This is a genomic window from Hydrogenophaga sp. (assembly GCF_051007235.1).
GTDB lineage: Bacteria > Pseudomonadota > Gammaproteobacteria > Burkholderiales > Burkholderiaceae_C > Hydrogenophaga.
Window position 1 is genome coordinate 1 of the sequence record NZ_JBPCSJ010000338.1, and the last position, 19,919, is coordinate 19,919.

Sequence of the window (19,919 nt, forward strand, 5' to 3'; positions counted from 1 at the left end):
CCCCTCAAGGGGGCGATGCGTGTGGCCCGGCAGAGCCGGTTCCACCGCATCCTCGACCCAGACACGCGCTCCGGAGATGACTGGGTGAGCCGGACAAGTTAGGGGAGGGTCTTCGCAAGAGGGGGAGTCAATCCAGAAACACCGCGGAACTGGCTTTGCCAGGCCGCAGGTGTTGTCCCCCCTCCAAGCGCCGCAAGGCGGCGCGCCAGAGAGGGGGGAAGCCGCGTCAGCGGCGCAGGGGGGTTATCCCCCTCTTCGCATCATGTCGAAGAACTCGGTGTTGTTCTTCGTTGCCTTCATGCTCTTGAGCACCATTTCCATCGCCTCAATCTCGTCCATGTTGTACATGAACTGGCGCAGGATGCGTGTCTTCTGCAGGATCTCGGGCGCCAGCAGCAACTCTTCGCGGCGAGTGCCGCTGCGGTTGAGCTGGATCGAGGGGAAGACGCGCTTTTCGTACAGGCGGCGGTCCAGGTGGATTTCGCTGTTGCCGGTGCCCTTGAACTCTTCAAAGATCACCTCGTCCATGCGGCTGCCGGTGTCCACCAGCGCGGTGGCGATGATGGTCAGCGAGCCGCCTTCTTCCACGTTGCGGGCGGCACCGAAGAAGCGCTTGGGGCGCTGCAGGGCGTTGGCGTCCACGCCGCCGGTCAGCACCTTGCCGGAGGAGGGCAGCACGTTGTTGTAGGCGCGGGCCAAGCGGGTGATGGAGTCGAGCAGGATCACCACGTCCTTCTTGAGTTCGACCAGGCGCTTGGCGCGCTCGATCACCATTTCGGCCACGTGCACGTGTCGGGCTGCCGGTTCGTCGAAGGTGGAGGCGATCACATCGCCGCGCACGGTGCGCTGCATTTCGGTCACTTCTTCCGGGCGCTCGTCCACCAGCAGCACCATCAGCTCCACCTCGGGGTGGTTGGCGGTGATGGCGTGGCAGATGTGCTGCATCATGACCGTCTTGCCGCTCTTGGGCGGGGCGACGATCAGGGCGCGCTGGCCCTTCCCGATCGGGGAAATGATGTCGATCACCCGGCCGGTGATGTTCTCTTCGGTCTTGATGTCGCGTTCCAGGCGCATCTGTTCCTTGGGAAACAGGGGCGTCAGGTTTTCGAACATCACCTTGTGCTTGTTCGCTTCGGGCGGCAGGCCGTTGATGGCGTCGAGCTTGTTCAGCGCGAAGTAGCGTTCGCCGTCCTTGGGGATGCGGACTTCGCCCTCGATCATGTCGCCGGTGTGCAGGTTGAAGCGGCGGATCTGGCTGGGCGAGATGTAGATGTCGTCGGTGGACGCCGTGAAGCTGGTGTCCATGTTCCGCAGGAAGCCGAAGCCGTCGGGCAGCACTTCCAGCACGCCGTCGGCATTCACCTGCTCCCCGGCCTTGGCGCGCTTCTTGATGATGGCGAACATCAGCTCCTGCTTGCGCATGCGGCCGGTGTTTTCGATCTCAAGCGCTTCGGCCTGCTTGAGGACTTCAGACACGTGCAGTGCCTTGAGTTCGTTGAGGTGCATGGAAATTGCTCCGGAAGGGAGTCTTGTCAGAACCGGGGTAGGGGCGCTGGAGCCGCGGTGTTGGCGGAGCGCGGTGCAGACGGGCTGGGCGGTGTGTGGGCCAGCAGTGCGGAGGATTATGACAGGAAAAAAACGCCGCTTTGGGCGGGCCCGGGCGTTGCACCCGGGCCGGGCCCGCGGGGGATCAGGCCAGTTGCTGGTCGATGAAAGCGGTCAGCTGGGCCTTGCTCAGGGCGCCCACCTTGGTGGCGGCCAGCTGGCCACCCTTGAACAGCATCAGCGTGGGGATGCCGCGGATGCCGAACTTGGCTGGCACTTCGCTGTTCTCGTCCACGTTCACCTTGGCCACTTGCAGCTTGCCCTGGTAGGTGCCGGCCACCTCGTCGAGGATGGGCGCGATCATCTTGCAGGGACCACACCATTCGGCCCAGAAGTCCACCAGCACTGGGGCGGGTGCGTTCAGCACATCGGCCTGGAAAGAGGCGTCGGAAACGTGTTTGATCAGGTCGCTGGCCATGGTCGGTCCTAGGGGTTGCGTCAGGGTGGTGAAGGTACAGTGGAGCCGGGTGTCGGGGCGGTGAGCGCCGCGACGCGCCGAAAAACGATTTCAATTGTGACAGAAACGCCCGCGCCATGACGACCGCCAGCCCCGAACCCCTGCCCGTGCTGACGGCTCCCCCGGTGGGCAAAAACACCGCTGTCCCGCTCTGGGATCACGGCCTGTCCGACGTGCGCGAACACATGGCCCGCCAGGGCTGGCACGCCTCGCGCGTGGTGGTGCTGGTGCCCTACGCCCAGATGATGGACGCCGGGCGCAGGGCCTGGGCGCAGCATACGCCCACCGGTTTCACGCCCCGCTTCGAATCGACCCGCAACTGGGCCACGTCGCTGCAGCCGTTTGTGCCGGGCAGCACCGACTGGTCGGGCGACATGGCGCGAGACAGCCTGATCGCGGCCAGCTTGCTGGACCGCGTGGCGGGCCGCGCGCTGGACGCCGACCTGCGCGCCACGCTGGTCGGGCGTCTGGTGGAGGCCACCCGCCAGCTCGCGCCGCTGGCCGCTGCCCGCCCGCCACACGAGCGCGCCGCCTGGGCCGATGCGCTGCGCGCAGACCTCAACCCGGCCAGCCAGGCGCTGCAGTGGGAAGGGCTGGTCGCGACGCTGGCGCTTACCTGGGCCGGGCTGTCGGCCTACGCCACCGACGTGCTGTGGTCGGACCTGGCCGCCCCAGGCCAGGTGGCCGACGCCCTGCTGGTGGTGCCCGGTTTCCAGATCGACCCGCTGGCCCAGGCACTGCTGCTGCGCTGGGGCGAACGCGGTGTGCTGCTGCCCTTTGCAGAGGCGGCCGTCCCGCCCGATCCCGTGGCGGTGCACGCCTGCGGCGATGCCGAAGACGAGGCCCAGCTCGCCGCCGCCTGTGTGGTGGAGCAGGTGAACGCCGGGCGCACACCGGTGGCGCTGGTGGCGCAGGACCGCGCGCTGACGCGCCGCATCGGCGCCCTGTTGCACGGGGCGGGCCTGTCGGTGCGCGACGAGACCGGCTGGAAACTCTCAACCACCCACGCCGCCGCCCGGCTGATGAGCCTGCTGCGCGCGGCCGACCGCCGGGCCCGCACCGACGACGTGCTGGACTGGCTCAAAGCCGGGCCACACGCCATCGCCGCCTCGGCATTGGAGCGCCAAGCGAGGGCCCACGGCCTGGCCGCGTGGGGTGCCGTGTTGGGCCACCCGGCCACCGGCCCGCTGTTGCCGGCGGGCGTGACCGATGGGCTGACCGGCCTGCAGGCGCCACGACCGCTGCCGCAATGGTTGACCGATCTGGCCGACGCCTTGCGCCGCGACGGCTGGTGGGACGCCTGCAGCCAGGACGCGGCCGGGCAGCGCGTGATCGACGTGCTGCGCCTGCAGGACGGCGCCGCGCACGAACTGGCGGCCCTGGTGGCCGACGCGGCGGAAGCTCCCCAGTCAAACAAAGCCGGTCGCCGCTGGTCGCTGGCCGCGTTCAGCGCCTGGGTGCGCGACGCGCTGGAGGCGGCCAGCTTCCAGCCCGGCAACCCCGCCGAGCCGCCGGTGGTGGTGTTGCCGATGGCGCAGCTGCTGGGCCGTGACTTCGCCGCCGTGGTGGCCCCCGGCTGTGACGAAGTGAACCTGCCGCCCAGCCCGGAACCGCCCGGTCAGTGGGGTTCGGCGCAGCGCCAGCTGCTGGGCCTGCCCAGCCGTGAGGCCCTGGCCCTGGCCGGGCAGGCGGCCTGGGCGCACCTGCTGACCCAGCCCCACCTGCAGCTGCTCTGGCGCAGCCAGCAGCAGGGTGACGCGGTGGCCGCCGCGCCCTGGCTGCAGGCTTTGCAGAACGAGGGGCGTGCGGTGGCGGCGCCCGATCCCCGCGTGGCTCGGACCGTGAGCGTGGTCCCCGAAGCCGACCCCCGGCCCACCGCCGCCGACCTGCTGCCCCAGGCGCTGTCGGCAAGCGCCTACCAGGATCTGCGCGACTGCCCTTACCGCTTTTTCGCGCTGCGCCAGCTGCGGCTGCAGCAGATCGATGAAATCGAAGCCGAGCCCGACAAGCGCGACCTGGGCAACTGGTTGCACGCGGTGCTCAAGGCGTTCCACGAAGCGCGGGCGGCCGATCCCTCCGATGGGCTGGACGATCGGCAGCGTCTGGACCAGCTGGCGCAGGCCGAGGCGGCCGCGCGCGGGCTGTCGGTGGACGCAGGAGAGGAGGGCGCCGGCTTCCTGCCCTTCATGGCCGCCTGGCCCGCGCTGCGCGAGGGATACCTCGGCTGGCTCGCCACGCACGAAGGCAGCGGGCCGCGGTTCGATCAGGCCGAGCTGTCGCTGACCCGCAGCGTTGGCCCCTGGCGTCTGATCGGCCAGCTCGACCGCATCGACCGCCAGGCCAGCCCGGAAGGACCGATCCCGCTGGTGATCGACTACAAGACCGAGCCGCGCGCGACCACGCTGGAGCGCGTGAAGAACCCGCTGGAGGACACGCAGATCGCCTTTTACGCCGCGTTGCTGGGCGAAGAGACGGTGCGCGGTGCCTACCTCAGCATCACCGACGCGCGCGAGACCGACGGCGCCAACACGCCCACCCGCTGGGTCGAACAGGAGGAGATCGCACTGGCGCGCGACCAGCTGATAGAAAACCTGCAGCACGACCTGTCGCGCGTGGCCGCCGGCCATCCGCTGCCGGCGCTGGGCGAGGGCCGGGTGTGCGACTTCTGCGCCGCCCGCGGCCTGTGCCGAAAGGACTTCAGAACATGAGCCAGGCCGCCTACCGCATCGACGGACAGCTGGTCGAGCGCGCCGCCTTCTACGCCGTGGCCTGTGATCCTGCGCGCAGCGTGGCCGTGGAAGCCTGCGCCGGCGCGGGCAAGACCTGGATGCTGGTCTCGCGCATCCTGCGCGCGCTGCTGGAAGGCACCGCGCCGCAGGACATCCTGGCCATCACCTTCACCAAGAAGGCCGCTGGCGAAATGCGTCAGCGCCTGCAGGACTGGCTGCGGGTGTTTGCCTACAAGACCGACGCCGAACTGGCGAACGAGCTGGTGTTGCGAGGCATGGCCCCCGCCGCGGCGCAGGCACGCGCGGCCGACCTGCGCGACCTGCACGCCCGCCTGCTGGCCGCCGGCCGGCCAGTGCAGATCCGCACCTTCCACAGCTGGTTCGCGTCGCTGCTGCGCAGCGCGCCGCTGGCGGTGCTGCAGGAGCTGGGCCTGCCGGCCGAACACGAGCTGCTGGAAGACGACAGCGAAGCCGTCGCGCTGACCTGGCCGCGCTTTTACGCCGCCGTGGCGACCGACGCGGCCCTGCGGCAGGACTTCATGGACAGCGTGGCGCGCCATGGCCGCCACCAGACCCTCAAGGCCCTGGGCAACGCGCTCAACAAACGGGTCGAGTTCGCGCTGGCCGACGAGCAGGGCATCGTGGACGCGTCGGTGCACCCCTTGTCGGTGGCCTACCCGGACCTGGCTGCGCACGACGACCCCGCGCACGCGCTGCTGGCCAACCACCGGTCCCTGCTGTTGGCCGCCGCCGCCTGCCTGGGGCGGGCCAGCGCGCCCACCTTTTCGGCCAAGGGCGTTGAGCTGGAAACCGCGGTCACCGAGTCGAAGCCCGACGACGCCATCAGCGCGCTGCTCACGCAGAAGAACGAGCCGCGCAAGTTCAACGACAAGCTCGCCGGCATTGAGGCCGTGCGTGAAGCGCAGGAGTTGTGCCAGCGCGTGCTGGCCGCGCGCGTGCAGCAGCAGGCCTGGCAACACCAGCAACGCATGGCGCGGCTCACGCGCACGCTGGTCGCCACCTACCGCACGCTCAAGCAGGAGCGCGGCTGGGTGGACATGAACGACGTCGAGGGCGCGGCGCGCCGCCTGCTGGGCGACGCCGAGCTCTCGGGCTGGATGCAGCAGCGGCTGGACGCGCGCGTGCGCCACCTGCTGATCGACGAATTCCAGGACACCAACCCCTTGCAGTGGCAGGCGCTGTACGGCTGGCTCTCGGGTTACGCGGGCGCCGGCTCGGGCGAGGCGCCGGCGGTGTTCCTGGTGGGCGATCCCAAGCAGTCCATCTACCGCTTCCGCCGCGCCGAGCCGCAGGTGTTCAAGGCGGCTCAGGCCTTCGTGGTCAACGGTCTGTCGGGCGCGCTGCTCAGCTGCGACCACACGCGCCGCTGCGCCACCGGTGTGATCGAGGCGCTCAACGCCGTGATGACCGGCGCCGCACAGGACGCGGGCTACACCGGGTTCCGCGAGCACACCACCGAGAGCCGCGAGGCCGGTGCTGTGCTGGCGCTGCCGCCGGTGCCGCGCGATGGCGGCGACGATGGCGCGACGGACCCGGGCGAGCCGGTCTGGCGCGACAGCCTGAACACGCCGCGCGTGGAGCCCGAAGACAGCCTGAGCGCGCTCGAGGCCGAGCAGGCGGCCGACTGGATCGCGGCGCAGATCGCCGGCGGCACGGTGAACGCCGAGGGCCTGATGGTGCTCTCGCGCAAACGCGAGCGCCTGGGCTGGCTGCACGAGGCGCTGGCGGAACGCGGCATCGCCGCCGAACAGCCCGAGAAACAGGACCTGGCCGACGCCCCCGCCGTGCAGGATGTGGTGGCCTTGCTGGACGCGCTGGTCTCGCCTGCGCACGACCTGAGCCTGGCGCAGGCGCTGCGCAGCCCCATCCTCGGTCTGGACGACGCGGCATTGACCCGCATCGCCCGCCTGTGCCGGCGCGCCGACGCGGCCTCGGCGGCGGCTGCGCAGCCGGGCGAGGCAACGCCGCGCACCGCCTGGTGGGACCTGTTGCAGACCTTGAGCGCGGACGGATCGGACGACCCGCAGACCGATGCCCTGCTGGTGCAGGCCGCACAACGCTTGGCGCGCTGGCGCCGTTGGATGGACACGCTGCCGCCCCACGACGCCCTGGCCGCCATTTACCGCGACGCGGACCTGCTGGCCCGCTACGCCGCCGCCGTACCGCCGCGTCTGCGAGAACCCGTGCTCACCTCGCTGCGCGCGCTGCTGGCGCAGTCGCTGGCGCAGGACGGCGGGCGCTACCTGACGGCCTACCGCTTCGTGCGCGCGCTCAAGGCCGGTGGCATCCGCCTGCCGCAAACCGCGCAGACCGGCGCGGTGCGCCTGCTCACCATCCACGGCGCCAAGGGGCTGGAAGCCCACACCGTGCTGATGCTCGACACCGAAGCCCTGCCACCCAAGCCCGAAAGCATGGGGGTGCTGGTGGACTGGCCGGGCGAGGCCGAGCGGCCCCAGCGCTTCATCTTCCTGGCCAGCGAAAAAACGCCGCCGGTCTGCGCCACCGCGTTGCTGGAGGCCGAGCAACAAGCCCGCGGGCTCGAAGAACTGAACGCGTTGTACGTCGCTCTCACGCGGGCCGAGGCGCGCATCGTCGTCTCCAGCGTGACGCCGCACCGCAGCGCCAGCACGCCCAGCTGGCGACAGCGCATCGCGCCGCAGGCACAGCCGCTGCCGGTGCCCGAGCCGGTGGAGACCAGCGGAAGCCCGGAAGCTGCATCGACGTGCGAACTGCTGGACCTGCCGGTGTGCACCGCGCTGCCGCCCGTGCCGGCCCAAGCGGTCGCGGTGGCGCCCGAAGACGACACCCGTGCACGCACCGGTCTGGCGCTGCACCGCCTCCTGCAATGGGTGCCCACGCCCCTGGGTAGCTTTGCCTGGACCGACCTGCACCTGCAGGCCGTGGCGCGCGAATTCGCGCTGACGCCGGCGCAGGCGCGCGACGCCCTGACCATGGCCCAGGCCATGCTCGGCGGTGAGGCCGCCTGGGCCTGGGACGCAGCGCAACTGACCCACTGGGGCAACGAAGTGGACATCTGGGACCAGGGCCAGCTGCAGCGGCTGGACCGCCTGGTGCGCCGCGCCGACACCGGCTGCTGGTGGGTGCTCGATTTCAAGAGTGCCGCCCGCCCCGAACGGCAGGCCGAGCTGCGCGCGCAGTTGCAGCGCTACCATCGCGCGCTTTCCCTCGCGCACCCCGGCGAGCCCGTGCGCCTGGCCTTCATCAATCCGCTGGGGCAACTCATTGAAATTCCCGCCGAGGCCGTTGCACCGTGACCGCTGACACCCTTTCTCCAGAATCCGCTGAAATCCTCGACCTGCCGGTGGTCATCATCGGCGGCGGTCCCGCCGGACTCATGGCCGCCGAAGTGCTCTCGCGCGCTGGCGTCGCGGTGCACCTGTTCGACGCGATGCCGTCCGTGGGTCGCAAGTTCCTGCTGGCCGGCAAGGGCGGCCTGAACCTGACCCATGCCGAGGCGGCCGACCGCTTTGCCGAGCGGTACGGCGAACGGCGCCAGCAGATCGAAGCCCTGCTGGGTAGCTTCGGTGCGGCCGAGGTGCGCGCCTGGGCGCAGGGCCTGGGCGTGGAGACCTTTGTCGGCACCTCGGGCCGTGTGTTCCCGACCGACATGAAAGCCGCGCCCCTGCTGCGGGCCTGGCTGCAGCGCCTGCGCCACCCGGCCGGTGGAGGCTCGGCGGTGCAGTTCCACATGCGGCACCGCTGGCTGGGCTGGACGCCGGATGGTCAGGCCCTGCGCTTTGATGCGCCGACAGGCGAGGTGCGGGTGCGCGCCCGTGCGGTGCTGCTGGCCCTGGGCGGCGGCAGTTGGGCGCGCCTGGGGTCCAACGGTGCCTGGGTGCCGCTGCTGGCCGCGCGCGGTGTGGCGGTCGCCCCGTTGCTGCCGGCCAATTGCGGCTTTGATCTGGCCTTGAAGGCGCCGCCGTTGAACGACGGCCAGCCACTGCCGGTGCAGGCGGTGCCCGCGCACGCGGTGGGCTGGAGCGAGCACTTCACCAGCCGCCACGCGGGCCAGCCCTTCAAGAACGTGTCCATCCGCTTCCAGCCGCCGCAGGGGCTGACGTTCGAACGCAAGGGTGAGTTCGTGGCCACGGCCACTGGGGTTGAAGGCAGCCTGGTCTACGCCGCGTCGGCCCTGCTGCGCGACGAGATCGTGCGCGCCGGCCACGCCACGCTGCTGCTGGATCTGTTGCCCGACTTCAGCGCCGAGCGGGTGGTGCGCGAGGTGGCGCACCCGCGGGGTTCGCGTTCGCTCTCCAGCCACCTCAAGAGCCGCCTGGGCCTGGACGGCATCAAGACCGCGGTGCTGTACGAAGTGCTGGGCAAGGACGGCATGAACGACGCCGTCCGATTGGCGGCCGCCATCAAGGCGCTGCCGCTGCACCTGGTGGCCGCCCGCCCGCTGGATGAAGCCATCAGCACCGCCGGTGGCGTGCTGTTCGAGGTGCTGGACGAGCACCTGATGTGCGAGGCGCTGCCGGGCGTGTTCTGCGCGGGCGAGATGCTGGACTGGGAAGCCCCCACCGGCGGTTACCTGCTCACCGCCTGTCTGGCCAGCGGCGTGCGGGCCGGGCAGGGCGTGCTGGCCTGGCTGCACCCGTCCTGAGCCGCTGTCACAGTCGGTTCATCTCGCTGGCATAGGCTCGACACCGATCTGTCATCACCTTTTTCTCGGAGCCGTTTCATGAGTTCTCTCAAACCTGTGTCCCTGCGCCGCCGGCCGGTGTTGCAAGCCCTGGTCGCTGTCGCGTGCGTGGCCGCTTCTACCGCCACCTGGGCCGAGGGCTGGCCCAGCCGCCCGGTCAAGATCGTCGTGCCCTTCGCGCCCGGCGCGGGCACCGACGCCATGGGCCGTCTGGTCGCGGCCAAGCTGTCGGACCTGTTCAAAGCCAGCGTGGTGGTGGAAAACCGCACCGGTGCGTCTGGCGCCATCGGCGCGCAAGAGGTCGCCAAGGCAGCGCCCGACGGGCACACCCTGCTGCTGGCCGCGGCGCCGTTCACCACCGTGCCGGCGGCCTTGCCCAGTGCCGGCTATGACCCGATGGCCAGCTTCGCCCCCGTGGGCATGATCGCCCAGGGGCCGCTGGTCTGGGCCGTCAACAAAGACGTGCCCGCCAACACCCTGCCCGAACTCGTCGCGCTGGCGCGCAAGCAGCCCGGCGCGCTGAACTACGGTTCGGCCGGCGTGGGCGGCATCAACCACCTGGTGCTCGAATCGCTCAAGGTGCGCACCCGCACCTTCATCACGCACATTCCCTACCGCGGCATCGCGCCGGCCACACTGGACACCATCAGCGGCCAGCTGCAACTGCTCACCGGCACCATCCCGGCGCTGGCGCCGCACATCCGCGAGGGCAAGCTCAAGGCCCTGGCGGTGACCAGTCCCGAACGCAGCCCGGCCCTGCCACAGGTGCCCGGCATGAGGGAGGCGGGCATGCCCGACTTCAACGTGCTCAACTACTTTGCTCTGGTCGCGCCCAAAGGCACGCCCGACGCCGTGGTGCGGCAGATCAACGCAGCGCTGGCGCAGGTGGTGCAGATGCCCGATGTGAAAGAACGCCTGGCCAAGGACGCGCTGGAGCCGGCGACGGGCACGCCAGCACAGCTGGGGCAGTTCCTGCAGAAAGACTTTGAGGGCTGGCAGCGCGTGGTGCAGCAGCAGGGCCTGAAGATCGACGCGTTCTGACGGCACACGACCAGCCCGGAAATCACAAAGGCCGCTGGTGCGGCCTTTGTTGTGTGTGCGCCGATGGCGCTGAACGAATAAGGTGACGAGCCTTGACCCCGGCACTGGCTCCACAGTTAGGGCTGCTTGGTTCCCCACCTGACCCGGTTGGCCGCTTCACCATGCGGGAAGGCCCGTCGGGGTGGATTGTAGGCGATGCCGGACCCGTCCGCAGCGGCCAGAGCGGGGAAGTGCGCCGCTTAGAATGGCCGCCATGTCCTACGTCGTCCTGGCCCGCAAATACCGTCCGCGCAATTTCAGCGAAATGGTGGGGCAGGAGCACGTCGTGCAGGCCCTGTCGAACGCACTGACCACGCAACGCCTGCACCACGCCTACCTGTTCACCGGCACACGCGGCGTGGGCAAGACGACGGTCTCGCGCATTCTGGCCAAATCGCTCAATTGCCTGGGCACCGACGGGCAGGGCGGCATCACCGCCGAGCCTTGTGGCGTCTGCCAGGCCTGCACCGACATCGACTCGGGCCGTTTCGTCGACTACACCGAGCTGGACGCGGCATCGAACCGTGGCGTGGACGAGGTCCAGTCGCTGCTGGAGCAGGCGGTCTACAAGCCGGTCCAGGGCCGCTTCAAGGTCTTCATGATCGACGAGGTGCACATGCTCACCGGGCACGCGTTCAACGCGATGCTCAAGACGCTGGAAGAGCCGCCCGAGTACCTGAAGTTCGTGCTGGCCACGACCGATCCGCAAAAGGTGCCGGTCACGGTGCTCTCGCGCTGTCTGCAGTTCAACCTGCGGCCCATGGCGCCCGAGACGGTGTTCGACCACCTGGGCCGCGTGTTGCAGGCCGAAAGCGTCGCTTCCGAGCCCCTGGCCTTGCGGCTGTTGTCCCGCGCGGCACGAGGTTCCATGCGCGACGCCTTGTCGCTGACCGACCAGGCGATTGCCTTTGGCGGCGGCCAGCTGCAGGAAGCGACCGTGCGCCAGATGCTGGGTGCGGTGGACCGCAGCTACGTGCTGCGCCTGATCGACGGCCTGGCCCGTGCCGACGGCGCCGCCGTGGTGGACACCATTGATGCCCTGCGCGCCAACGGTCTGAACGCTGCGGCCACGCTCGAAGAGATGACCGGCCTGCTGCAGCGCATGGCGGTGCTGCAGGCCGTGCCCGAGCGCGAAGCGCTGATGGCGCTGGACGATCCGGATACGCCCGAAATCGTGCGCCTGGCCCATGCCCTGCCGGCCGATGAGACGCAGCTGCTGTACAGCCTGTGCCTGCACGGTCGTGGCGAGTTGGGCCTGGCGCCCGACGAATACGCCGCCTTGACCATGGTGCTGCTGCGATTGCTGGCCTTCAAGCCGGCGGCCGGTGCCACGGCGGAAAAAAAAACTCTGAAAACCGGGGCTGAGGCTCCAGTGGCGCCGCCGTTGGTGGCGCCTGTACCCGTGGCCGCACAGCCTCCTGCCACGGCCCCTGCGCCGCTGCGCACGAGTGCGCCACCGCCGCCGCCGCCGGTGACAGCACCACCCGCCATGGCCCCGGCTGCCCCGCCGGCATCGGTGGCACTGGAGCCGGTGGTGCGTCCGGCCGCGCCGCCCACACTTGCGGCACCACCCGTTACCGCCACGTCGCAGTCTGCGCCTGCGCGGTCGGTGCCGTCGCCCGACGAGCTGGTGCCGCTGGACGAGTCCGACGATGTGCCCTGGGTCGAGGAGCCCGACGAGGCACCGGCCGACGAAGGCGTGATGACCTCGCGCCGTGTGGTACCGGTGCCTGTGCGCGATCCTGGCCCGTCCAGCCGGCTGGACCGTTTGCGCGACCCCGGTGAACCCGCTCCGGTGCGCGAGCCCGTGCGAACTGCCGAGGGCGACTTCTGGTTCGACGCTGTCACGCAGCTGGTGCGCGCCGAGGCCATCACGGCGCTGGTGCGCGAACTGGCCCTGCAGTCGCAGCTGGTGGCGCGCGACGCCGGCCAGTGGGTGCTGCGTGTGGAGCGGGAGTCGCTCAAACAGGGCAGCGCGCCCGAGCGTCTGGCCACGGCGCTGCTGACCCTGGGGCACGCCGTGCGTGTGGTGGTGGAGATCGGTCCGGTGGACGACTCCGCGTCCCTGCGCCAGGGCGCCGACGCGGCGCGGCGGCAGCGCGAGGCCGAACAGATCATCCGCGACGACCCTTTCGTGCAGCAGATGATGCGCGACTTTGGCGGCAAAATCGTGCCCGGTACGCTCAAGGCATAGACCACAGGGCTTGCGGCTTCGCGGGTTCTTCCGCCCGCATCGAATTCCATTCATTCACAAACGACACCAAGGAACACCATGTTCAACAAAGGACAACTCGCCGGCCTCATGAAACAGGCGCAGGCGATGCAGGAAAACATGAAGAAGGCCCAGGACGAGCTGGGCAACATCGAGGTGACCGGCGAATCCGGCGCCGGTCTGGTCAAGGTGGTGATGACCTGCAAGCACGACGTGCGCCGCGTGACCATCGACCCCAGCCTGCTGGCCGACGACAAGGACATGCTCGAAGATCTGGTGGCCGCTGCGTTCAACGCAGCCGTGCGCAAGGCCGAAGAGACGTCCAACGAAAAGATGGGCAAGCTCACCGCCGGCATGCCGGGACTGCCCGGTGGCATGAAGTTCCCGTTCTGATCACGGGCTCATCCCGCGTGGCCGAAACCCATTCCCTCGAACTGCTGGTGCAGGCGCTGCGCTGCCTGCCGGGGGTGGGCATCAAGTCGGCCCAGCGCATGGCCTTCCATTTGCTGCAACACGACCGCGAGGGGGCACAGCGCCTGTCGCAGGCGCTGCAACACGCCTGCAGCTCGGTGCAGCACTGCGCCATGTGCCACACCTTCACCGAAGCGCCCGTCTGCCCGACCTGCGAAGACCCGCGGCGCGACCGCGGCCAGCTGTGTGTGGTGGAAACACCCGCCGACCAGGCGGCCATGGAGCGCACGGGTGCGTACAAGGGGCTGTACTTCGTGCTCATGGGCAAGCTCAGCCCGCTGGACGGCGTGGGGCCGCGCGACATCGGGCTGCAGAAGCTGTTCGAGCGCATCGACACGCTCGAAGGCGATGAGCGGGTGGTGCGCGAGGTGATCCTGGCGACCAATTTCACCGCCGAAGGCGAGACCACGGCCCATGTGATCGCGCAGGCGCTCAAGCAACGCGGTGTGACGGTGACGCGCCTGGCCCGTGGCGTGCCGGTGGGCAGTGAGCTGGAGTACGTGGACCTGGGCACCATCGCCCATGCCCTGGTGGACCGGCGCTGAGTGCAGCGCCGGCCGCTCAATTTTTCAAACCGGATGTTCCGATGACGTTTGCCGGACTGACTGTGGCCTACTGGGCCGTGCTGGTGGCTGCGCTGTTGCCCGTTGGCTGCGCGGGTCTGGCCAAGTGGGGCATGGTGGCCGTGGCGCGCCGAGAGGGTGGCTACGACAACCACAACCCGCGCGCCTGGCTGGCGCGCCAGAGCGACTGGCGGGCCCGCGCCAACGCCGCGCAGGCCAACAGCTTCGAGGCGCTGCCGCTGTTCATTGGTGCGGTCATCATCGCCCACCAGCTGGGCGCTCACCAGACGCGGCTGGACCTGCTGGCGTTCCTGTTCGTGGTGCTGCGGCTGGTCTACATCCTGCTGTACGTGGCCGACCAGGCCACTGCGCGCAGCGCTGTCTGGACGCTGGCCCTCGCGGTCAACATCGCCATCCTTTTCGCCTGACGTCTTTCGACATGGCCCTCGGGGGAAACCCGCTCGGGTGCGGTCCCGATGCGGCGCCGCGCCCTTGCACATAGTCTTCACGGCATTCGGGTTGTTTGCAGGTGGGGGCAGAGCATGTGGAGTCGCCGGGGTCTGGGTCGTGTGTGCGCGTCGGCGTTGCTGACGGCAGGCCTGCCTGCGGTGCATGCGCAAACGCCCACGGCCGCGGTGAACGCCACACCGGTCGTGCGTGCGCCGCTGGGCCGGGTGGTGGTGGCGGTGGACCACAAGGCCTCGTTCTGCTACCTGCCGTTGACCATCGCCGAGCGGCTGGGTTATTTCGCCGCCGAAGGGCTGGACGTGTCGGTGCGCGACTTCAGCGAACCGGGGCAGGCGCTGCAGGCCGTGCTTGCCGGTGCGGCGCAGGTGGTGTCCGGTCCGTACAGCCACACCATCGGGCTGCAGCTGCGCGGGCAGCAGCTGCGTTCGTTTGTGCTTCAGGGGCGCACGCCCCAACTGGTGCTGGGCGTGTCGCAGCAGACCATGGGCGGCTTCCGCCATCTGCGCGACTTGCGTGGCCGCCGTGTGGCGGTGACTTCGCTGGGCTCGGCCAGCCACCGCATCGCGCGCTTGCTGCTGGGCAGGGCAGGCCTGGCGCCGCAGGATGTGAACTTCCAGGTCTTCGCCGGGCCTGCCGCCACAGCGGCAGCGTTCCGGGCGGGCCAAGTGGACGCGCTGTGTTACCACGACCCGCTGGTCACCCAGCTGGAGCAAAGCGGCGAGCTGCGGGTGGTGGCCGACACGCGCACCATGCGCGGCAATGCCGAGGTCTTTGGTGGTCCCCTGCCGGCTGGCAGCCTGTGTGCGAGCAGCGAATTCGTGGGTGAGAACCCCAGGCAGTGCCAGGCCATGGCCAGCGCCCTGGTGCACGCGCTCAAGTGGTTGCAGACGGCAGGCCCGTCGGACCTGAACAAGACCGTGCCCGAGAGCTACTTCCAGGGCGACCGCGGCCTGTACCTGGCGGCCTTCAGCCGGGCGCGCGAGTCGTGGGTGCCAGACGGCCTGATGCCCGAGAACGGCCCTCAGACCGTGGCGCGTTTGCTGGCGCAGTCGGGCGATGCGCAACAGTTGCAGCGGGTGGACCTGGCACGCACCTTCACCAACGAGTTCGCCCGCGTGGCCAAGGCGCGCTTTCGGGCCTGATGGCCCCGACCGGCGTCAGCGTTTTTTGGCGGGCTTGCTGTTGAGAGCGACTTTGGTGTCGCCACGGGCCTTTTGGGTCGCCGGTGCCTTGGCCTGCCGGGTCGTCTTCGGGGCCGCTTGGCGGGCGGTCTTCTTGCCCTTGATCGATGCCTGTGCCACCGCGCTCTCGGTCTTGCCATTTTTGCCGCGTGCCACCGGTGCCGCCTTGACCGAGCGGCTGCTCTGGCGGGTTTCTTCGCGGTCTTCCTGGCGGGCCTTGCGCACCGGCTCGGCGCTGGCCAGCGCGACCCGTTGCGGCAGCATCAGCGTCACGCGCTGACCGGGCTTGAGCCGGGCGTTCACGGCCAGTTTGTTCCAGCCGGCCGCGCTCACGGCGTTCACGCCATAGCGGTTGGCCAGGAGGGCCAGGTTCTCGCCCTTGCGGGCTTTCACCGTGGTGCGCTTGAGGATGATTTCCGGCTGCAGGCTGAGCTGGCCGTTGTCGGCCACATGCTCGGGCACGTCGGCGTCGCGGTGCGCGCTGCGCGGCACCAGCAGGCTGGAGCCGGCGCGCACCAGCATGCGCGGCGGGATGTTGTTGACGCTGCGCAGTTCCGATTCGCTCATGCCGACGCGCTCGGCCGCCTGGGCGGCGGTCATGGTGCTGGGCACGACCCAGGCCGTCCAGCTGGCCAGTGGCCCCTTGTGCGACTGCAGCTGGCGCTGGAAGTCCACCGCGTTGTCCCAGGGCAGCAGGATGTTGGGTGTGCCCGAGGCCATCACCACCGGCTGTTTGATCGAGGGGTTGAGCGCGCGGAAATCCTTCTCGCTGACGCCGGCCAGGCTGGCGATCACCGCCACGTCCATGTCGCGCTGGAGCGTGATGGTGTCGAAGAAGGGGCGGTTGCCGATGGGGGGCAGCTGCGCCCCGAAGGTCTCGGGCCGCGCGACGATGTTCTTGACCGCCTGCAGCTTGGGCACGTACTGGCGCGTCTCCAGCGGCATGGTGAGGTCGGTGTACGCGGTGGGCAGGCCCGCTTTCTGGTTGCGGGTGATGGCCCGGTTCACATTGCCCTGGCCCCAGTTGTAGGCCGCCAGTGCGAGGTGCCAGTCGCCAAAGCGGTTGTACAGCTGCTGCAGGTAGTCCAGCGCGGCGCGGGTGGAGGCAAGCACGTCGCGGCGGTCGTCGCGGAAGACGTTCTGCTTGAGGTCGAACGACTGGCCGGTGGCGGGCATGAACTGCCACATGCCCGCGGCCTTGACACTGGAAACCGCCTGCGGGTTGAACGCGCTTTCAATAAAGGGCAGCAGCGCCAGCTCCATCGGCATGTTGCGACGCTCGATCTCTTCGACGATGTGGAAGAGGTAGCGCTCTGAGCGCTCGGTCATGCGCTGGATGTAGTCGGGCCGGGTGGCGTACCACTGCTCGCGGTCGCGCACCAGGTCGTTGTCCAGGTCCGGCATGGCGTAGCCCCGGCGGATGCGCTCCCAGATGTCGGCCGGGGCGGACAGGTACACCACCGGGGCCGTCGCCGCGGTGGCGGTGGTGATGGCGCTCAGGGCGGCTTCGGTCGTGGCCTGTGCGGGTGCTGTTGCTGGTGCGGCCTTTTTTGTGGCCAAGGACGTGCGGGCAGGCGTGGCGGGCTGGGTCACAGCCGCTGCGTCTTGTGACGGGACGTTGGGTGTGGGCGGCGCAGTGGCGCAGCCGGTGACCAGTAAGGCCAGCGCGAGGGCGCCGAGAGACAGGAGGGATCGGGTCTGGATCATGCGAAAACGTTTTTCCAGGCGCGCAGGGTGGTGAACACACCCAGGGCGTCGGGAGAAGAGGCGGGGTCGTGGGCCTGCGCAGCGGCGGCCAGGGCCGGCTCGTGGCTGCGGAGGAAGGGGTTGATCTGCCGTTCCAGTCCGATGGAGCTGGGCAGGGTGGGAAGGTTCCGCTCGCGCAGGCCTCTGCAATGGCTGGCGTGTGCCGCCAAGGCCGCGTTGTCCGGGTCCACCGCCAGGGCGAACCGCAGGTTGGACAAGGTGTACTCGTGCGTGCAGCACAGGCGGGTGTGGGCGGGCAGGGTGGCCAGCCGGGTCAGCGAGTCCAGCATTTGTGCGGGGGTTCCCTCAAACAGGCGGCCGCAGCCCGCCGAGAACAGCGTGTCGCCACAGAACAGCAGCGGGGCACCGTCCACGTCGGCCGCGAAAAAAGCGATGTGGCCAGCGGTGTGTCCGGGGACATCCATGACCTCAAAGCGCACGCCGAGGGCTTCGAAGCTGTTTCCCCCTTCAACGCGGTGCAAGGGAGCGGGCACAGACTCTCGTGCCGGTCCGAACACCCGTGCGCCCGTGGCCTCCCGCAACTGCGCCACGCCGCCAGTGTGGTCGCCGTGGTGGTGGGTGATGAGGATGGTGTCCAGTTGCAGGCCCTGCTGTTGCAGCCATTGCGCCAGGCCATCGGCCTCGCCCGGGTCCACCGCCAGCGCGCGATGGCCGTCGTGCAACACCCAGATGTAGTTGTCGCTGAAGGCGGGGAGAGGGTGCAAGGTCATAGGCTACTCATCGATGGCCGGAACGGCCACGGCTGGACCATTGGGCGAAGGAGCGGATTATCGCAGCCAGGTCAGGTGGGCGGCCGCGGTTGGTGGGCTGTCATATACTGCCAGCGCCTCAAAAAGAGTGGCCTCCACCGTCCGCTGCGTGGTGCCGATGAACCGGTGGGCACGGTCCGGTGGCCATCGGGCCTGATCCGCGAAAGGCGCTCCACATCCCGGGCCAGCCGCCCTGACCGTTCTTCCATGAGCCACTTTTGTCCCGAATACCCGCGGCCTAGAAGTCGCCGGGCCGCCAACTGGCTGATGTTTTTCAGCGCGCGCCGTTCCTGGCTCGACACGCTGTACGAACGCAGCTACCGCATGCAGATGGGCGAGGTTCACTTGCCCGGGCTGGACCTGTACATGGTCAACGAACCGGGCCTGGTCAAGCGGGTGATGACCGAGGAAGCGCAGGCTTTTCCGAAAAGTCCGCTGCTGGGCAACGCCCTCAGACCCCTGCTGGGCGACAGCATCTTCACCACGAACGGCGACCAGTGGCGACGGCAGCGGGAGATGATGGATCCAGCCTTCGAGCAAGCGCGTCTGGGTGTGGCCTTCCCGGTCATGCGAGAGGCCACGAACGCGATGCTGGAACGTCTGGCCCGTGTCGCCGACGGCACGGAGCACGACATCGAAGTGGAAATGACCCATGTCACCGCCGACATCATTTTCCGGACGATTTTTTCCGTGCCGCTGGAGGGCGCCGATGCGCATCGCGTGTTCGATGCCTTCGCGAGGTTCCAGGCTTTGGCGCCGAGGTTGCTGCTGCCATCCATATACGGTGTGCGCTGGCTGGTCTGGCCATGGGATGTGTGGCGCAGCCGGCGAGCGGCGCGGGAGATACGGGGCCTGCTCGAACAGCTGATCCGTCCGCGCTTCGACGCCCATCGGCAGGGCAGGCCTGGGTCCGAAGTGGACATCCTCGCGTCGTTTCTGGAGGCGCGCGAGGCCTCCACGGGCGAGCCCTTCGGTTTTGAGGAACTGGTGGATCAGGTGGCCATGCTGTTCCTGGCCGGCCACGAAACGTCGGCCAGTGCCCTGACCTGGGCCGCCTACCTGCTTGCCCGCTCACCCGGCATACAGGAGCGTATGCATGACGAGGTGCGGTCGGCGCTGGGCGAGCGACAGGCAGAGAGTGGCGACATGAAGCGGCTGACCCTGACCTGGAATGTGTTTCGTGAAACCCTCCGGTTGTTCCCACCGGTCGGATTCATGGCTCGCCAGTCGGCGAAGACCTGCCCCATGCGGGACAAAACGGTGCCCGCCGGCGCGTCGGTGGTGATCGCGCCCTGGTTGATCCATCGCCACCGCGACCTCTGGCAGGACCCCGATGCCTTCGACCCCGACCGGTACGACGACGACCAGTCGCGCGAATCGCTCAAGCAAGCCTACCTGCCCTTTGGCATGGGGCCCCGGGTCTGCATGGGTGCGGCGTTCGCCTTGCAGGAGGCCGCGCTCATCCTGTCCAGCCTGGTCCGTCACTACCGCCTGTCTGTGGTGCCAGGCCATGTGCCCCAGCCCGTGGGCCGTCTGACCATACGCTCGGCCAACGGCGTGCGCCTGCGGCTGGAGCGTCGGAGCCCCGCATGAAAGAGCGGATCGCCGGCTTTTTGCTCATGACCGCGATCGTTCCCCTGGCGATCACCGGCTATCTGGTGTTGGTGTGGGTCGGCTGTTTTGGCAAGACCTCCAGGGGGCGAGCCGGGGTCCGTGCGCTCGATCACTTTGTCAACGCCACGGTTTTCAACGGCTACGCCTGGGAATCCGTTTCATCGCATGCCTGGCGCGAGCGTGACAACAAGCGCTGGGCCCGCGTGGTGATCTGGGCCACCGACCACTTTCAGCGGGGACATTGCCATCGCGCCAACAAGCGCGAGCAGCCGCTGGTGGACTTTGTGGTCGCCAAGGGGCTGCACAAGCAGACCATCTTCTGATGCCTGCGTCGTCCAG

The 19,919-nt window shown here is 69.1% G+C and carries 15 protein-coding genes and 1 other RNA gene; 11 read left to right on the forward strand and 5 right to left on the reverse strand.

What is annotated here, in order from left to right:
- Positions 1-243: 243 nt before the first annotated feature.
- The gene (gene rho / locus ACR2JA_RS12005) at positions 244-1,506 is read right to left on the reverse strand and encodes a transcription termination factor Rho (protein WP_434009313.1); all 1,263 of its coding nucleotides are present in this window, start codon (positions 1,504-1,506) and stop codon (positions 244-246) included.
- Between the two features lie 184 nt (positions 1,507-1,690).
- Entirely contained in the window at positions 1,691-2,023 is a 333-nt protein-coding gene (gene trxA / locus ACR2JA_RS12010) for a thioredoxin TrxA (protein ID WP_434009314.1), read from the reverse strand.
- A 116-nt stretch (positions 2,024-2,139) separates the two neighbouring features.
- Between trxA and ACR2JA_RS12015 the strand changes: the two genes are divergently transcribed.
- From ACR2JA_RS12015 to ACR2JA_RS12030, 4 genes are all read left to right on the forward strand, one after another.
- Positions 2,140-4,770, forward strand: coding sequence for a PD-(D/E)XK nuclease family protein (locus ACR2JA_RS12015; RefSeq protein ID WP_434009315.1), 2,631 nt, complete (start codon positions 2,140-2,142; stop codon positions 4,768-4,770).
- Positions 4,767-8,087, forward strand: coding sequence for a UvrD-helicase domain-containing protein (locus tag ACR2JA_RS12020; protein ID WP_434009316.1), 3,321 nt, complete (start codon positions 4,767-4,769; stop codon positions 8,085-8,087). The genes ACR2JA_RS12015 and ACR2JA_RS12020 overlap by 4 nt, the downstream gene beginning before the upstream one ends.
- Positions 8,088-8,167: 80 nt before the next feature.
- Positions 8,168-9,436 carry a TIGR03862 family flavoprotein gene (locus ACR2JA_RS12025; RefSeq protein WP_434009338.1) on the forward strand — a complete coding sequence of 423 codons (1,269 nt, stop codon included), beginning with the start codon at positions 8,168-8,170 and terminating at the stop codon, positions 9,434-9,436.
- 78 nt (positions 9,437-9,514) lie between these two features.
- Positions 9,515-10,516 carry a tripartite tricarboxylate transporter substrate binding protein gene (locus ACR2JA_RS12030; protein ID WP_434009317.1) on the forward strand — a complete coding sequence of 334 codons (1,002 nt, stop codon included), beginning with the start codon at positions 9,515-9,517 and terminating at the stop codon, positions 10,514-10,516.
- Positions 10,517-10,597: 81 nt separating this feature from the next.
- Here the strand turns inward: ACR2JA_RS12030 and ffs are convergent.
- An RNA gene (gene ffs, locus ACR2JA_RS12035) (signal recognition particle sRNA small type) lies at positions 10,598-10,694 on the reverse strand.
- Positions 10,695-10,769: 75 nt separating this feature from the next.
- On the opposite strand from ffs, the gene dnaX reads away from it, so the two are divergent.
- The 5 genes from dnaX (at position 10,770) to ACR2JA_RS12060 (ending at position 15,411) form a co-directional block, all read left to right on the forward strand.
- Entirely contained in the window at positions 10,770-12,749 is a 1,980-nt protein-coding gene (dnaX, locus tag ACR2JA_RS12040; RefSeq protein WP_434009318.1) for a DNA polymerase III subunit gamma/tau, read from the forward strand.
- Positions 12,750-12,827: 78 nt separating this feature from the next.
- Entirely contained in the window at positions 12,828-13,160 is a 333-nt protein-coding gene (locus ACR2JA_RS12045; RefSeq protein ID WP_434009319.1) for a YbaB/EbfC family nucleoid-associated protein, read from the forward strand.
- Positions 13,161-13,177: 17 nt separating this feature from the next.
- Entirely contained in the window at positions 13,178-13,783 is a 606-nt protein-coding gene (recR, locus tag ACR2JA_RS12050; protein ID WP_434009320.1) for a recombination mediator RecR, read from the forward strand.
- A gap of 41 nt (positions 13,784-13,824) precedes the next feature.
- Complete coding sequence (locus tag ACR2JA_RS12055) at positions 13,825-14,229, forward strand: MAPEG family protein (RefSeq protein ID WP_434009321.1); 405 nt, start codon at positions 13,825-13,827, stop codon at positions 14,227-14,229.
- Between the two features lie 207 nt (positions 14,230-14,436).
- The gene (locus ACR2JA_RS12060) at positions 14,437-15,411 is read left to right on the forward strand and encodes an ABC transporter substrate-binding protein (RefSeq protein WP_434009322.1); all 975 of its coding nucleotides are present in this window, start codon (positions 14,437-14,439) and stop codon (positions 15,409-15,411) included.
- A 15-nt stretch (positions 15,412-15,426) separates the two neighbouring features.
- Here the strand turns inward: ACR2JA_RS12060 and ACR2JA_RS12065 are convergent, their stop codons facing one another.
- Both ACR2JA_RS12065 and gloB read right to left on the reverse strand, forming a co-directional pair.
- Complete coding sequence (locus ACR2JA_RS12065; RefSeq protein ID WP_434009323.1) at positions 15,427-17,157, reverse strand: transglycosylase SLT domain-containing protein; 1,731 nt, start codon at positions 17,155-17,157, stop codon at positions 15,427-15,429.
- Entirely contained in the window at positions 17,154-17,927 is a 774-nt protein-coding gene (gloB, locus tag ACR2JA_RS12070; RefSeq protein WP_434009324.1) for a hydroxyacylglutathione hydrolase, read from the reverse strand. The genes ACR2JA_RS12065 and gloB overlap by 4 nt, the downstream gene beginning before the upstream one ends.
- Positions 17,928-18,173: 246 nt before the next feature.
- Between gloB and ACR2JA_RS12075 the strand changes: the two genes are divergently transcribed.
- Positions 18,174-19,559 carry a cytochrome P450 gene (locus ACR2JA_RS12075; protein WP_434009325.1) on the forward strand — a complete coding sequence of 462 codons (1,386 nt, stop codon included), beginning with the start codon at positions 18,174-18,176 and terminating at the stop codon, positions 19,557-19,559.
- The gene (locus tag ACR2JA_RS12080; protein WP_434009326.1) at positions 19,556-19,903 is read left to right on the forward strand and encodes a hypothetical protein; all 348 of its coding nucleotides are present in this window, start codon (positions 19,556-19,558) and stop codon (positions 19,901-19,903) included. The genes ACR2JA_RS12075 and ACR2JA_RS12080 overlap by 4 nt, the downstream gene beginning before the upstream one ends.
- Positions 19,904-19,919: the final 16 nt, after the last annotated feature.

Excerpts from the sequence above, each read along its gene's own strand:
- dnaX (WP_434009318.1), top strand. The coding sequence starts at position 10,770 with ATGTCCTACGTCGTCCTGGCCCGCAAATACCGTCCGCGCAATTTCAGC.
- gloB (WP_434009324.1), bottom strand. The coding sequence starts at position 17,927 with ATGACCTTGCACCCTCTCCCCGCCTTCAGCGACAACTACATCTGGGTG.
- ACR2JA_RS12025 (WP_434009338.1), top strand. The coding sequence starts at position 8,168 with ATGGCCGCCGAAGTGCTCTCGCGCGCTGGCGTCGCGGTGCACCTGTTC.
- ACR2JA_RS12055 (WP_434009321.1), top strand. The coding sequence starts at position 13,825 with ATGACGTTTGCCGGACTGACTGTGGCCTACTGGGCCGTGCTGGTGGCT.
- ACR2JA_RS12020 (WP_434009316.1), top strand. The coding sequence starts at position 4,767 with ATGAGCCAGGCCGCCTACCGCATCGACGGACAGCTGGTCGAGCGCGCC.
- ACR2JA_RS12030 (WP_434009317.1), top strand. The coding sequence starts at position 9,515 with ATGAGTTCTCTCAAACCTGTGTCCCTGCGCCGCCGGCCGGTGTTGCAA.
- ACR2JA_RS12045 (WP_434009319.1), top strand. The coding sequence starts at position 12,828 with ATGTTCAACAAAGGACAACTCGCCGGCCTCATGAAACAGGCGCAGGCG.
- ACR2JA_RS12015 (WP_434009315.1), top strand. The coding sequence starts at position 2,140 with ATGACGACCGCCAGCCCCGAACCCCTGCCCGTGCTGACGGCTCCCCCG.
- ACR2JA_RS12075 (WP_434009325.1), top strand. The coding sequence starts at position 18,174 with ATGAGCCACTTTTGTCCCGAATACCCGCGGCCTAGAAGTCGCCGGGCC.
- ACR2JA_RS12065 (WP_434009323.1), bottom strand. The coding sequence starts at position 17,157 with ATGATCCAGACCCGATCCCTCCTGTCTCTCGGCGCCCTCGCGCTGGCC.
- ACR2JA_RS12080 (WP_434009326.1), top strand. The coding sequence starts at position 19,556 with ATGAAAGAGCGGATCGCCGGCTTTTTGCTCATGACCGCGATCGTTCCC.
- rho (WP_434009313.1), bottom strand. The coding sequence starts at position 1,506 with ATGCACCTCAACGAACTCAAGGCACTGCACGTGTCTGAAGTCCTCAAG.
- trxA (WP_434009314.1), bottom strand. The coding sequence starts at position 2,023 with ATGGCCAGCGACCTGATCAAACACGTTTCCGACGCCTCTTTCCAGGCC.